Genomic DNA, 13,793 nt, shown 5'->3' on the forward strand with positions numbered 1-13,793 from the left:
ATCTTGTCTTAAACCTTGTCCAATATACAATTTCAGTAAAGCTTCTACAGACATATCTTTATTATCAGCTACTTCTGTTAAAGATGCTAACGTATCCGTTGGTATATTGAGAGAAACAACCTCTGTGAGACGGGGACGCAGTTGTAATTTTAATTCATCATGATTATTGTGCATATAATTTCCTCTCTTTTCTAAATTACTACTCACTGACAATCTGACGTAAAACCCCTTCCGTTTCCCCTTCCAAAGCCAAAATATCCGCCGCTATTTCCTCCAAACTCCGCAACGGTTTAAACTTATAAAAATACTTGGTAAAAGAAATTTCATAACCCCTCACCGTTTTATCATAATCTATTGTAATTTGAAATTTCAACCTTAAAAGACGGTCAACAGTGATTTTATGATAACCCAAATCCGCATTATCAAAAATCTTAGATTCTTCAGTTTCCGCAAATGCTAAAAACGTTTCTGTAATTTTCTGAATATTGGTTTGAGTTAATTCACAATTTTTCTTACCCAAATTCTTTCTTAACTTTCCATACCATTCCGTAGCGTCAATTAATTGCACTTTACCTTGACGTTTTTCGGGTTTGCGGTTAGAAAGTACCCAAATACAAGTAGCAATACCCGTGTTATAAAACATATTCAAAGGTAAGCCAATAATACGAGTAAGGTTTTAAAGGTAAATTCAGAAGTATTATAAAAAACATAACCTGATATTCTCGGAAGTTGTTGAGCGATCGCATTTTGTCCAAAATTACCCGCTTCCAATTTCTGATAATATTCAAGAACCTTATCTTTACTAGGTTCTAGTAAACAATCTAAACGCCGCAGTACCGTCATAGGCAAAATAACATCTCTGTATTTTCCGCGTACATAGACATCTCTTAATACATCGTCGGCAATATTCCAGATAAAATTAACAATACTGTTGTGTGTCGTGTGATTCATGCTGTTAATAAAGTAGGCAGTATAATAATTATTTGTTTTAGTTTAAACTAAAGTTGCATCTGCTTTAGTAAATGAGTTTTAATTTCTCCAACTAGTATATACTTTATACTAAGTATCGCTAGGACATGGATTTTTGCAAGATTAGGAAAAACCTAAATGTGTAGGGGTAAAGCAAGAGAAAATTTGATTGATTACAATGCTTGAAAATGGTTTATTCACTTACGCCGTGTTGTACTAGTCCGCTTCAACGGAATTGATCTGTGAGACAGAGAATTCATTCCCTAGCGGTTCTAGAAGGCAACTTTACCCCTACCTATAGAATCAAAAAACAAAGCCGTTTAGAGATATATTACTTAAAGCCGATGATGGGATTTGAACCCACGACCTACTGATTACGAATCAGTTGCTCTACCCCTGAGCCACATCGGCGTACACAGTCAAACATTATAACATAATTTATTGATGATGGAACCAAATTCTCCAAATAATCTCAAACCCCAACAATATGAACGTTTAAAAGCGGAGGTAGCCGCACCCTATCGGGGGTTAAGACAATTTATCTATGTCAGCGTGGGTGCTTCAGGTTTTATTGGTGCCTTCGTCTTCTTTTTCCAACTCCTAGCAGGGCGCGATATTGAGCGAGCATTGCCTAATTTCGCAATCCAGCTAGGAGTAATTGGGCTAATGGTGTTTCTGTGGAAATGGGAAAATAGAGGGGATAAATGACAGAAAAGAGACAGAAGACAAGATCATATTTCCCGTCTGCCCTGGTACTAATTACTTAGTAGTGACAAGATATTGAGAAGCAATGGGTTGAACACGACCCGCACTAACCAAAGCCTGATAGACAAAGGCCGCAATTTCGGCTCTAGTTGCTTGACGCTTAGGAGCAAGCTCTTTCACGTTTGGATAGTTAATGACTAATTGCCGTGAAGTTGCTGCGGCCACAGCACCTGCTGCATAACTGGGAATTTGACCAGCATCAGTGTAGAATTTGATTGCATTCTGATCACTGGCAGTTAAACCCAAACCATTCGCTAAAGCCACTATTGCCTGGACTCTGGGAATTTGTTGTTCTGGTTTAAAGGTTATGTCAGGATAGCCGGTCAGGAATGGACTACTAGAAGCGGCTTGAATAGCACCATAACCCCAATAATTACTTTTTACATCTTTAAAGGTAATGGCTTTGCGAGTTGCTGAGGGTTTAAAGGCTTTGTTGATAATGGCAGCGAATTGAGCACGAGTTACGGGTTCATTAGGTTTAAAACTGCCATCTGGAAAACCAGCGATAATACCTTGAGAAGCTAAGGCTTCGATATAAGCTTTTGCCCAATAACCTGTTTGCACATCTTTAAAAGCAGTATTACCATCGGAAGGTGTAGTTACCGTAGCAGCAATAAAATCAACAGGACCGGAAATTTTCTTCTGGTTAATATCGTTACCAATGGCCGTAATCTTGCCCTTGGTAGAATTGTTGAGATCATGACGACCGTTATCACGGATGAGATTACCACCGGGACTGCTACTAGTACCAAGGTCAGGGGCAGCATTAATGGTAGCGACTATACCATCCTGTGTATTATTGCGAATTGCGTTGTTACGGAGTATGGGTTTTGCTGTTTCCGAAATATACAAACCACTCTTATTTTGAGTGATGTTATTAGCCTCTAATAAAGGTGTGGAACTACCACCAATTGCTACACCGAAACCAGTATTCTGAAATAAGTTACCACGAATCGAACCTTGTGCGGATTTAGTTACAGAAATTCCCTGACCCCCGTTTTTCAAAAAGATGTTACTTTCAATTTGGGGATTAGCAGTACCGGTCAGATAAATCCCATCTCTATTGCTGTTAGTAAAGGTACTGTTTTTGATCACAGGGTTACTAGATTCTACCCAGACAGCAGTCCCACGTGAATTAGGGTTGGTAAAAGTTAAACCTGTAATGATAGTATTATTGTCAGCTAACAGTGTAATATCCTGTTTTGCCCAGGTGCGACTGGTGTAAAAACCACCACCACTAATTAAAGTACCTTGACCTTTATTGGCTTCATCACCTTTAAGTGTCACACCTGAGTTAAGGATCAGGGGAAATTTTTCACCCGTATCTTTACTATAAGTACCGGGAGCAACTTGAACTACTGTCCCTGATTGAGCTTGGGACAGGGCAAAGGCAATTGTTTTATAGGGTGCTGCTACAGTTCCAGCGCCAGTGATATCTTGTCCTGTAGCTGAGTTAACGTAAATGACGGTGGCTGTGGCCGGGGCTTGGGCTGTTAAAATGGGGTTAGGACTAGCTTTAACTTGATTAGATACCAGAGTAGAATTACCAGCAATTAATAACAAAGCTGTAAGGCTGGCTTGCAAGGATAAACTAGAAATATGGAAACCCTGATTTTTCATTTTCTTACTGAATTGTGTGTTTAATGATGGTACTTTCACAAGAGTCTCAGGTGACAGATTGAATTCTGTAACAACATAAGACAAACTATACCCGATGATTGGCAATTTTTTAGCTAAAATTATGATTAAAAAAATCACGTAACTGAACCTTTCGGTAACTGTATATTGGACAAAACCCCCGTTGTTGAATTTTTGGGTGGTTTTTCAGCCAGAAAATCCCAATTTTTGGGGGTAAAAATATTTGATTTGAATAGTTCAGTTTCTGCGGTTTTTGACTCTTATCTACTCTTTCTTGTTCCCGGATATACATAAAAATTGAGGATAAGAAATCTTATCCTCAAGTCTTCTGCAAAAAGCAGGTGATAAGTATTGGCCAAATGATTAATAAGCTAAAGTGTCTAAAGTCTCTCGTAAATACATTTGCACTTGTTGATCTAGGAGTAAACTCTGTAATTGAGCATTACATTCTAGTTGCCACCGTTTAAAACCGGAACTAGCAGATATAACATATTTTAGTTCCTGCCAGAGTAGTTTGTTAGTAGATAATTGGATATCTCTAGGCTCACTACTGCTATAGCCTTTGGTGTCCTGTTGATGCGCGTAATCGCTAGAAGTTGGAAATTGAGTCATAATTTCTCATTCCTGATTTTTCACTTCCCAGAGGATTTGAGATTTGGGATTTTAGATTTTAGATGTCTATTTATTTCAAACTCAAGGGGAAAGACGTAAATCTAGTCACCCAGACCTAAAATTAGCAAATTTTGCTTAAACTTTTCCTAAAATAATAGTTTTCCCTCTATAAATTCTGTCTCGTTAATTACTAAAAGTGGAATTTGCTGTCAGAAACTTGCAAAAAAACTTGTTTTTAAGGAAACAGAGAATTTTGATCAGCCTGATTCGTTGTGAATTACGGAGTGCTGAGTTTATCTTATTTGAGTGTTGAACTCTAAGTAGTCTTAATTCAACACTCATCAACTCAGCACTCAACGTTCTCATCACGGAACTATTTCGTCATGGTTAGGGTACGACGTTTAGTTACCATTTGATAGGCTTCAATGATGTCATTTTCCACCCAGTCATGGAACTTATCAATGCCGATACCACATTCATAACCTGCGTTGACTTCGCGGGCATCTTCTTTCATCCGTTTCAAGGAATCGAGAACACCTTCATAAACTACCTTATTATGGCGACGGACGCGCACTTTACAGTTGCGAACCAGTTTACCAGATTGAACATAACAACCGGCAACCGCGCCTCGGCCGACGGGGAAGACAGCACGGACTTCTGTTTGTCCCAAGGGTTCTTCTACCAATTCTGGTTCGAGGAGACCTTCTAAAGCACCTTGAATATCTTCCAAGAGTTTGTAGATGATGTTATATTCTCTAACATCTACACCTGCTTCATCCGCAGCTTGTCTAGCACCACTGGCGTAGGTGGTATTAAAGCCAATGATAACAGCGTTACTAGCCGCAGCTAAGTCTATGTCTGTTTCGGTGATTTCTCCAGCGGTAGCCAGGAGCATCCGAATTTGGACTTCGTTTTGAGGAATTTGGCGCAGAGAGCCGATAATGGCTTCCACAGAACCTTGCACGTCGCCCTTGAGGATCAAGTTGAGTTCTTTCAACTCGCCTTCTTGTGCTTGTGCTGACAGGGTTGTGAGAGTGACACGACCTTGCAACAAGCGGGATTGTCTTTGTTTGTCTGCGCGATCGCTTGCTATAGAACGAGCTTCTTTCTCGTTTTCATAGACCTCGAAATCATCACCGGCGGCGGGGACATCACTTAAACCCAATACTTCGACAGCAAAGGATGGAGTAGCAACGTCTACACGCTTACCTCGATCATTAACCATGGCGCGGACTTTACCAAAGGCCGAACCGGCTACAAGCATATCTCCAACGTGGAGTGTACCATTTTGAATCAGCAAGGTAGCAACAGCACCCTTAGCTTTATCCAAGTGAGCCTCAATGACTGTTCCCTTAGCAGCCCGATCTGGATTAGCGGATAGTTCGGCTACTTCCGACACCAGCATAATCATTTCTAGGAGAGTATCGAGGTTTTCGCCCCTGATAGCACTGACGGGAACCATAATAGTTTCACCACCCCAGTCTTCAGCGGTGAGACCGTAATTAGTGAGTTCTTGTTTAACTCGCTCTGGTTGTGCGCCTTCTTTATCAATCTTGTTAATAGCGACAACAATGGGAACATCTGCGGCTTTAGCGTGGCTAATAGCTTCGATGGTTTGGGGACGAACACCGTCATCAGCAGCGACGACCAAAACGGCTATATCTGTCACCCTAGCACCTCTGGCACGCATAGCTGTGAAGGCTTCGTGTCCAGGAGTATCTAGGAAGACAATCTGCTGTGGTTTGCCTTCATGGACTATATCAACATGGTACGCGCCGATATGTTGAGTAATACCGCCCGCTTCTCCAGCCGCAACTTTAGTTTTGCGAATCGAGTCGAGGAGGGTGGTTTTACCGTGGTCTACGTGACCCATAATGGTGACCACTGGAGGACGACGGAGCAGATGATCCAAGTCTTCCACGTCAATCATTTCTGTGATCTTGCGAGCCTCGGCCTCACGTTCCACGATTTCGACTTCTACTTCTAGTTCTTTGGCTACCAGGGTAATAGTCGGAATATCTAGGTTTTGGGTGATACTGACGGCCATGCCTTTCATAAACAGGATTTTGACAATCTCTGTATCGGCAATTACTAAGGCATCTGCCAATTCTTGAACTGTTAATGGACCTGTGACAGCCAGTGTGGCTGGACGATCTGGTTTTTCCTCTACGGCTTCTTGACGACGATGTTGCTCGCGCGAAGAACTAGATTTTTTACCTCTAGTGGTGGGAGCAGCTACAACCGCTACCGTCGGACTACTGGTACGAGTTCCTTTGGGTTTGGGAGGACGGGCAATGGAAAGACTAACTTGGACTGCTGCGGAAATTTCACCCAGACCTTGATCAAGTAAATCTTCTTCATCTATTAAATCATCTTCTAAGATTGGTTTGGTCCGTTTGCCCTTGGGTCCAATCTTAGCCTTTTCTTTGATTTCGTCAATGATTTCTTCTTCTTGCCATTTTTTCCCGCCTTTGTTGAGACGTGGGGGTGTGGGACGTTTTAAATCCAGGATATCTGGTAATATTGGTGTACTATCCAATACTTCCTTCTTCCCTCCTCCTACATTATGCCGGGGTGGAGTGGCAATGGGCATGGCTGCCACTGCTTCACTGGGGCGTGCTGGTCGAGGACGTTGGATGTCACCACCCACAGATGGTCTACCACTGCGCTGTTCTGGTTTTGTCGGGGCTGAAGTAGCACGACTGGGTTTTGATGGTGCTGGGGATGGATTTTGATCCGATGAAGGTTTATTGGCTTTACCTCGAATCGGATGGGGATTTTCTTCAGCGCGTTGTTGGCGATCGCGTTTGAGGACGGGTTTTTCCGATACTCCTACAGATTGCGTTTCCGGTGGTTTTGCGCCATCTACCCTAGCGGGAGGAGAAACCAATGGTGGTTTTTGGGGTTTTTCTGGTTTCGGTCTGGGAACGGATATTTTTTCTGGTTTTGCTGCCGTCACCTTTTCCCCTGCTGGTTGAGGATTAGATCCCTGTTCCGGTGGGGTGATATTAGGCTTGTGCGGAGTTTCAGATTGATTTCTGGGTACTGGTCGAGTTGGTGCCGTCGGCTTCATGGGTGACACTGGTGTAGCGAAAGTCCGTGGAGGTAAAGGATGATTAGCATCAGCAGCAGTAGTCGCTACTGAAGCATCGGGTGTGTTGGTGGTGGTGTTTCTCAATATTTTTGGTTTACGAATTTCCAGAATTTGCTGTTTGTTATTGGCACTCTTGTGGCTGGGGAATGAATTTGGTCTATGGCCATTTGTACCTTGTTCCTTTTTAGCAGCTTTTTTGGCGGCTAAATTCGCGGCAATGAGCTTTTGGGCTGCGGTACGAATCTGTTCAGCTTCTGATTCAGAAATCGTACTGCTATGGCTTTTGACCGCAATGTCGAGCTGGTCGCAAATTGCTAATAGCTCTTTGTTATCCAAATTCAATTCCTTTGATAAGTCATAGATTCTAACTTTGCCGTTGTTCATCCACTCTTTCCCCTTTAATTTACAGTTTTAACGGATGGTTGCCTGGTTTGTGACATCTCCACCCTTTGATCACTGTTTTTTCGGTTGCCCTTGGTGATATTGCCGGTGCCTCCAGTTAGGAAAGAGAGATGTTTCGGTTTCATGCTGGCTTTCCCACCTTTGAATTTTTCTCCTGCGATTGATCATCGCTTGAGTGATGGTTAATGCCCAACTGCGCTTTGGCGCTACCAGGTTGCCATGTTTAATTTTTTTGTTTTGCTTTCTTTATGCGTTTTCTACAACACAATTGAGAAAAACTTGTTGGGAGTAATGTTCTGTGGCCTCTCGGTCAAGAGAGATCGAAAAAGCCATTTACACCCATTTACCATTTTGGCACCAACTTGAGCGATACTAAAAGTGAGGATTAGATCACTAATAGTTGAGCTTTTGTCACCATTAAATAGGATTTTGGGGACTGCTGTGATTTAGACGTTGCCACAATGTTTGATACACTGCATCTGGCACTGCCCCTCCCAGCGATTTCCCTAATCTATTTTTTTTCTGAGCTACTTGGAGGCAAGTCTCCTGAGGACAAATGTAGGCAGAACGCCCCATGCCCTGATCTAATTGTACCTTTCCCGATGGAAAGACGCGGACAATCCGCCAAAACTCTTGCTTCAAGTTGACTTGGCGACAACTAATACAACGCCGATAGTTGGGTTTCATCAGTGGTCAGTGGTCAGTAGTTAGTGGTTGGTGGTTAGTGGCAAAAATCATCTTTCTGGGGATATTGTCGTTTCTGGTGTGTTAATCTGCTTCTAATTCTAATTCTTCTGCGATTTCATCTTCTCTATCTATCCTCTCATCTTCATAATTTTGTGATTGATATTGCGCTCTTACTGCTGCAAATTTAGTATTTTCGGCTTCATAATCATACTTGGCTTGATCTTTAATATCAATTTTCCAACCAGTGAGACGGGCTGCTAACCGCACATTTTGCCCTTCTTTGCCAATGGCTAAACTCAGTTGATCTTCGGCTACTAAAACGTGGGTTTGACGACTTTCTGGGTCCATGAGTCTGACTTCATCTACCTTTGCTGGACTCAACGCATTGGCAATATAGGTGGCTGGGTCTGGTGACCAGCGAATGACATCAATTTTTTCTCCCCGTAATTCGTTAACTACGACTTGGATTCTTGATCCCCTCGCACCAATACAAGCACCAACAGGATCTACATCCCGATCTAAGGTATCAACGGCAATTTTTGTTCGGGGTCCAACATAACGAGAAGGGGGATTGGCTTCTCGCGCTACAGCGACAATTCTGACTACTTCATCTTCAATTTCTGGGACTTCGTTGGCGAATAAATAAACAACTAAACCTGCATCAGCACGGGATACCATCAATTGTGGACCCCTTTGCTGTCCTTGGGAAACTTTTTTTAGATATACCTTAAAGGTAGCATTAGCTCGATAGTTATCGTTGGGTAGCTGTTCTCGCTTTGGTAATTCTGCTTCTACTTCTGATTGTCCAAAGCCGCTACTAACTGCTAAAACTACAGATTGGCGTTCAAATCGTAGGACTCTAGCCTGTAAAACTGTGCCTTCTAAGTCTTGAAACTCTTCTTGCACCATTTGGCGTTGTTGATCTCGCAATTTTTGCGCTAATACTTGTTTAGTTTGCATGGCAGCCATGCGCCCAAATTCTCCTTGATCTGGGGTGACATCCAAGACTACAGAATCTCCCAGTTGGGCTTCTGGGGCTACTTGCTGTACTTCGTCTAGGGAAATCTGATGGTCGTTGTTACTAACTGTTTCAACAATGTTTTTGGTGGAAAGAACACGAAATCCTTCGCCCTCTATATCTAATTCTACTTCAAAATTCTTAAAATACTCCTCATCAAATTGTTTACGTTCTAAATTTTGGGCGCGACGATAACGTTCGTAACCCTTGAGTAATGCTTCTCTAATGGCTGCTTGTACAGCTAAACGCGGTAAGTTGCGTTCTTGGCTAATACTTTCGATTAGCTCTTTTAATCCCGATAAAGTCACCATTGACATACGCAGTCTCCTAAAATTTTATGTAAAGTCAGCACAATCAGATAATGGGTGATGGGTAATTGTTTTTCCATGACCAATTACTCCGCACCAATTACCTTTTTCCCGTTCCCGAATCCAACGTCTAAAATCTAATATTGATTAGCGACGCTCATCTATTTGTACTCTGGTGATGAGGTCACGGGGAATTTCCACAACACGACCTTTTTGGTTAAGGTAAACAGTAGTCTCATCTCGACGCATTAATGAACCTATCCACTCTGGCTTTTGTTCGTAGGGTGGGGAAGTGGAAATTACTACAGGAAATCCTTTGAAGGAAATAAATTCCCTGTCTGTTACTAATTGTCTGGAAATACCAGGACTAGATACTTCCAATATATAAGCGTCTGGTATGATCTCTGTCGCATCTAATGACGCTTCTAAGGCACGGCTCATCCTTTCACAATCATCCAGGCCAATATCCTGTAGAGGATTAAATATATCTACCCGTAGGATTGGCGGACTTTGATTTGTATGAAAAACTACATTAACAATTTCCAATCCTAATTCTGTTGCTACTGGTGTCGCCAAATCAATAATTTGTGGTATTAAAGGATGAGTCATGAGAGAATTCAATAAAAAAAGTGGGCTTCAACCCACTTCCTGCGATAGGGATATCTTCCAAGAAGTCTTGTGACGCACTCCATGAGTTCGCCCCTAACATGAGTGTAGCCTATTTCTTTAATTAATAAAGATGGTCTCTCAAAAATTAGGCAACAGGGAACAGGAAATAGGGAATCAAGAGATTTTTGAATTAGTGGTTATTTATTTTTGTCATTTGTTTGTAATTTTTACTTTGAGTTAAACAAGTACATTGGGGGGAAAAGCATGAAAGCAATATTAATGACAGCAGCGGGTAAGCCGGATGTTTTACAGTTACGAGAATTACCTCAACCCGTACCAACAAACACAGAAATTCTAGTTCGCATCTTAGCGGCTGGTGTTAACCCCATTGATACTAAATTACGTCAACGAGGTACATTTGATCCTGAACAAATGCCAGCTATTTTAGGATGTGATGGCGCTGGTATAGTAGAATCTGTGGGCGCTGATGTGCAAAAGTTCCAGGTTGGTGATGAAGTATATTTTTGTTCTGGTGGTTTGGGCGCACATCAGGGAAATTACGCTGAATACACTACTGTTGATGAAAGATTTGTCGCTTTTAAGCCCAAGTCTGTTTCTTTTGCAGAAGCAGCAGCCGCACCCCTGGTTTTAATCACTGCTTGGGAAGCTTTATATGAACGGGGAAGACTTGAACCGGGAGAAAGTGTATTAATTCATGCTGGTGCTGGTGGTGTTGGTCATGTAGCTATTCAATTGGCTAAACTCAAAGGTGCAAGGGTAGCAACTACGGTTAGTTCTTTGGAAAAGGCTAATTTCGTTACTGAAATTGGCGCTGATAAAGTGATTTTCTATCGAGAAACTGATTTTGTCAATTCTGTATTAGACTGGACTGATGGTGTAGGTGTGGATTTAGTGTTTGATACTGTTGGTGGTGATATTTTTGAAAGGTCTTTTCCCGCAGTACGCATTTATGGTGATATTGTCACTATTCTCGAACCTAAAGCTAATACTGTTTGGAAGGTTGCTAGAAATAGAAATCTAAGAATTGGTTTGGAATTAATGCTGACACCAATGTTATCAGGAATTGTGGAAGCATTAGAACATCATGGAGATATTTTACAACAATGTGCGAATTGGATAGATGAAGGTAAGTTAAGGATTAAAGTTAGTCAGACTTTTCCTTTATCTCAAGCAGCACAAGCACATACTTTAATTGAAAATGGTTCGGTTTTAGGTAAGATCGTTTTATTAAATTGATAATTCAGGAGGAAATTTGTTGAGGTGATTGTGTTTATAATATTCCCGTTCTTGTCGAGGTAAAATAATAGGAATTTAACCACAGATAAATCTTTACTTTTGTGGAGGAAACAATGGTATATATGGTGAGAAATTTGGGGAGTGACTGAATTTTGGATTTTGAAAAAAAGCATCATATCTTAACTCCCATAAATTGTTTTTAACCATGATGGGAAATAGTTGTAATATTTCCTGTAAAATTACTTTTTAGACCAATTAATCACAGGTTTGATAATATGACAGTAGCGAGAATTGGAATTATTGGTGGTAGCGGTTTGTACAAAATGGACGCGCTTAAAGATGTGGAGGAGGTAGAAATTTCTACACCTTTTGGTTCTCCCTCTGACGCGATTATTCTCGGAACTTTAGAGGAGACAAGAGTAGCTTTTCTAGCGCGTCATGGTCGTGATCATACTCTATTACCTTCTGAGTTGCCATTTCGGGCTAATATTTACGCTATGAAGCAATTAGGGGTAGAATATTTAATATCTGCCAGTGCTGTGGGTTCTTTAAAGGCTGAAGCTAAACCCCTAGATATGGTAATTCCTGATCAGTTTATTGATAGAACCAGAAATCGAATTTCTACATTCTTTGGTGAAGGTATTGTCGCTCATATCGCTTTTGGTGAGCCGATTTGTAAAAAGTTATCTGGTATTTTAGCGGATGCGATCGCAGCTTTAAATTTACCAGATGTTACCTTGCATCATGGCGGTACTTACGTATGTATGGAGGGACCGGCTTTTTCCACGCAAGCGGAATCTCATTTTTATCGAAGTTGGAATGCTACAGTGATTGGTATGACAAATTTACCAGAAGCAAAGTTAGCTAGGGAAGCGGAAATTGCTTATGCAACATTAGCAATGGTGACAGATTATGATTGTTGGCATACTGATCATGATAGTGTAACGGTGGAAATGGTGATTAGTAATTTACATAAAAACGCGATAAATGCTCAAAGGGTAATTCAAGAAACTGTAAAGAGATTAAGCGAGATTTATCCTGTTAGTGATGCTCATTCAGCTTTAAAGTATGCTATTTTAACGAATCTGGACAAAGCACCTACAGCAACTAAGGAAAAATTGCGATTATTGTTAGAGAAGTATTTATAAGGGAAATTATACCTAAGAGGATGTTTGGTTTGCAAGTCTTATAAGACACAAATAAACCTCAAAGACCTTTCCTTAGAGGAGAGGGAAAATATAAGAAGGTGGGTTTCAAAACCTTTATCCTTTTCTACTTTGCAAGCATCCTCTTAGAATGTTCAAAGCAATAAATGGATTACAGGTAAATTACGGTGTAGTAATTACACCAAATCCATATTGTTTAATTCTCCTGGGATTGTTTCGTGGGAATAATCTCAGTTATAAATCATCAGTTTCAATACCTAATTCCTTCAAACGTTGAGTTAAAATTGCTACCTTTAGCTCTGCCTCATCAGCCCTTCGCTTTTCAGATTCAGCCTTTTGTTGTTCAGCTTCAGCTTTTTGACGTTCAATTTCAGCCTTTTGTTGTTCAGCTTTAGCTTTTTGACGTTCAATTTCAGCCTTCTGTTGTTCAATTTCAGCTTTTTGACGTTCAGATTCAGCCCTTCGCTTTTCAGATTCAGCTTTTTGACGTTCAATTTCAGCCCTTCGCTTTTCAGATTCAGCTTTTTGACGTTCAGCTTCAGCTTTTTGACGTTCAATTTCAGCTTTTCTAATTTCTTCTAAATTTGCTTCTTCTGGCGTAAGTATTAATCTACCCTCAACGGTAAAATACCTTAACCTATTTTCCAGCACTCCTAAGTATAATCCTAATTCCTGACTCCAATACCAACCATTTTCTGAAGGACTAATACTTTCGTATTTATTTCCTACTAATCTCCAACCTACCAATTCTAAGGTATTCGGGGAAAACCAAAAATACTCAGGAGTCCTAAATCGAGTTTGATACAATTCTTTTTTCAATCCTCTGTCTACTTTGGCTGTAGAATCAGAAAGTAATTCAATAATCAAATTCGGATATTTACCGTCCTCTTCCCATATTACCCAGGAAGCACGGGGGCGCTTTTCCGTGTTTTTGACTAGGAAAAAGTCTGGTCCTCTAAAGTCCCGATTTTTTAACTGTTGTCGGCTATAGTAAATGCTGAGATTTGCACCAATGAAGAAATCTTCTTGATCGCGCCATAACCATTCTAAGCAAGTTACTAATATTAATAGTTGTGTATAATGTAAGGAGCTTTCCATTTCTGGTTCGTCGCTGAGTAGTTCCGTGCAATCTGGCATTAATGCTTCTATTTCTTGTGCGGTTAAAGCCATAGGTTTGATTTTGATAAGTTACTAAGTAGGTTGGTGTGAAAAATTGTCGTTATGACAAGGGAACAGGGAACAGGGAACAGGGAACAGGGAACAGGGAA

11 protein-coding genes, 1 tRNA gene and 1 pseudogene are annotated in these 13,793 nt (G+C 41.0%); 3 read left to right on the plus strand and 10 right to left on the minus strand.

Features of this window, described 5'->3' with window-relative positions:
• Positions 1-199: 199 nt before the first annotated feature.
• The 3 genes from ACIR131C_RS26345 to ACIR131C_RS0120225 all read right to left on the minus strand — a co-directional run bounded on the left by ACIR131C_RS26345 (position 200) and on the right by ACIR131C_RS0120225 (position 1,380).
• Positions 200-643 carry an N-6 DNA methylase gene (locus tag ACIR131C_RS26345; RefSeq protein WP_028091618.1) on the minus strand — a complete coding sequence of 148 codons (444 nt, stop codon included), beginning with the start codon at positions 641-643 and terminating at the stop codon, positions 200-202.
• 2 nt (positions 644-645) lie between these two features.
• Positions 646-951, minus strand: a complete 306-nt coding sequence (locus ACIR131C_RS26350) for a type I restriction-modification system subunit M N-terminal domain-containing protein (RefSeq protein WP_071604980.1) — start codon at positions 949-951, stop codon at positions 646-648.
• 357 nt (positions 952-1,308) lie between these two features.
• Positions 1,309-1,380 (minus strand) — tRNA-Thr (locus ACIR131C_RS0120225).
• A gap of 33 nt (positions 1,381-1,413) precedes the next feature.
• Here ACIR131C_RS0120225 and ACIR131C_RS0120230 point away from each other — a divergent pair.
• Complete coding sequence (locus ACIR131C_RS0120230) at positions 1,414-1,677, plus strand: DUF3493 domain-containing protein (protein WP_028091620.1); 264 nt, start codon at positions 1,414-1,416, stop codon at positions 1,675-1,677.
• 51 nt (positions 1,678-1,728) lie between these two features.
• Here the strand turns inward: ACIR131C_RS0120230 and ACIR131C_RS0120235 are convergent, their stop codons facing one another.
• The 6 genes from ACIR131C_RS0120235 to rimP all read right to left on the minus strand — a co-directional run bounded on the left by ACIR131C_RS0120235 (position 1,729) and on the right by rimP (position 10,102).
• The gene (locus ACIR131C_RS0120235) at positions 1,729-3,354 is read right to left on the minus strand and encodes a DUF1565 domain-containing protein (protein ID WP_028091621.1); all 1,626 of its coding nucleotides are present in this window, start codon (positions 3,352-3,354) and stop codon (positions 1,729-1,731) included.
• A 381-nt stretch (positions 3,355-3,735) separates the two neighbouring features.
• Positions 3,736-3,984 (minus strand): hypothetical protein, encoded by a 249-nt coding sequence (locus tag ACIR131C_RS23670; RefSeq protein WP_035372635.1) that lies wholly within the window; start codon positions 3,982-3,984, stop codon positions 3,736-3,738.
• Between the two features lie 373 nt (positions 3,985-4,357).
• A complete protein-coding gene (infB, locus tag ACIR131C_RS0120250; RefSeq protein WP_028091623.1) occupies positions 4,358-7,462 on the minus strand; it encodes a translation initiation factor IF-2 in 3,105 nt (1,034 codons plus the stop codon).
• A gap of 435 nt (positions 7,463-7,897) precedes the next feature.
• Positions 7,898-8,167, minus strand: a complete 270-nt coding sequence (locus tag ACIR131C_RS0120255) for a YlxR family protein (RefSeq protein WP_028091624.1) — start codon at positions 8,165-8,167, stop codon at positions 7,898-7,900.
• 81 nt (positions 8,168-8,248) lie between these two features.
• Positions 8,249-9,502 (minus strand): transcription termination factor NusA, encoded by a 1,254-nt coding sequence (gene nusA, locus ACIR131C_RS0120260; RefSeq protein WP_028091625.1) that lies wholly within the window; start codon positions 9,500-9,502, stop codon positions 8,249-8,251.
• A gap of 138 nt (positions 9,503-9,640) precedes the next feature.
• Positions 9,641-10,102 (minus strand): ribosome maturation factor RimP, encoded by a 462-nt coding sequence (rimP, locus tag ACIR131C_RS0120265; protein ID WP_028091626.1) that lies wholly within the window; start codon positions 10,100-10,102, stop codon positions 9,641-9,643.
• Positions 10,103-10,366: 264 nt separating this feature from the next.
• Here rimP and ACIR131C_RS0120270 point away from each other — a divergent pair, with 264 nt between their 5' ends.
• Both ACIR131C_RS0120270 and ACIR131C_RS0120275 read left to right on the plus strand, forming a co-directional pair.
• Positions 10,367-11,359 (plus strand): zinc-dependent alcohol dehydrogenase family protein, encoded by a 993-nt coding sequence (locus tag ACIR131C_RS0120270; RefSeq protein ID WP_028091627.1) that lies wholly within the window; start codon positions 10,367-10,369, stop codon positions 11,357-11,359.
• Between the two features lie 275 nt (positions 11,360-11,634).
• A complete protein-coding gene (locus ACIR131C_RS0120275; RefSeq protein WP_028091628.1) occupies positions 11,635-12,507 on the plus strand; it encodes an S-methyl-5'-thioadenosine phosphorylase in 873 nt (290 codons plus the stop codon).
• Between the two features lie 603 nt (positions 12,508-13,110).
• Here the strand turns inward: ACIR131C_RS0120275 and ACIR131C_RS27415 are convergent.
• Positions 13,111-13,695: pseudogene (locus tag ACIR131C_RS27415) on the minus strand (Uma2 family endonuclease); the annotation flags it as partial.
• Positions 13,696-13,793 lie beyond the last annotated feature (98 nt).

Origin of the sequence: Dolichospermum circinale AWQC131C, from assembly GCF_000426905.1 — a bacterium.
In the GTDB taxonomy this organism is placed as follows: Bacteria; Cyanobacteriota; Cyanobacteriia; order Cyanobacteriales; family Nostocaceae; genus Dolichospermum; species Dolichospermum circinale.

Bases quoted from the DNA above. Each gene is read 5' to 3' on its own strand.
- ACIR131C_RS0120270 (WP_028091627.1), top strand. From the start codon at position 10,367: ATGAAAGCAATATTAATGACAGCAGCGGGTAAGCCGGATGTTTTACAG.
- rimP (WP_028091626.1), bottom strand. From the start codon at position 10,102: ATGACTCATCCTTTAATACCACAAATTATTGATTTGGCGACACCAGTA.
- ACIR131C_RS0120235 (WP_028091621.1), bottom strand. From the start codon at position 3,354: ATGAAAAATCAGGGTTTCCATATTTCTAGTTTATCCTTGCAAGCCAGC.
- infB (WP_028091623.1), bottom strand. From the start codon at position 7,462: ATGAACAACGGCAAAGTTAGAATCTATGACTTATCAAAGGAATTGAAT.
- ACIR131C_RS23670 (WP_035372635.1), bottom strand. From the start codon at position 3,984: ATGACTCAATTTCCAACTTCTAGCGATTACGCGCATCAACAGGACACC.
- ACIR131C_RS0120230 (WP_028091620.1), top strand. From the start codon at position 1,414: ATGATGGAACCAAATTCTCCAAATAATCTCAAACCCCAACAATATGAA.
- nusA (WP_028091625.1), bottom strand. From the start codon at position 9,502: ATGTCAATGGTGACTTTATCGGGATTAAAAGAGCTAATCGAAAGTATT.
- ACIR131C_RS26345 (WP_028091618.1), bottom strand. From the start codon at position 643: ATGTTTTATAACACGGGTATTGCTACTTGTATTTGGGTACTTTCTAAC.
- ACIR131C_RS0120255 (WP_028091624.1), bottom strand. From the start codon at position 8,167: ATGAAACCCAACTATCGGCGTTGTATTAGTTGTCGCCAAGTCAACTTG.
- ACIR131C_RS0120275 (WP_028091628.1), top strand. From the start codon at position 11,635: ATGACAGTAGCGAGAATTGGAATTATTGGTGGTAGCGGTTTGTACAAA.
- ACIR131C_RS26350 (WP_071604980.1), bottom strand. From the start codon at position 951: ATGAATCACACGACACACAACAGTATTGTTAATTTTATCTGGAATATT.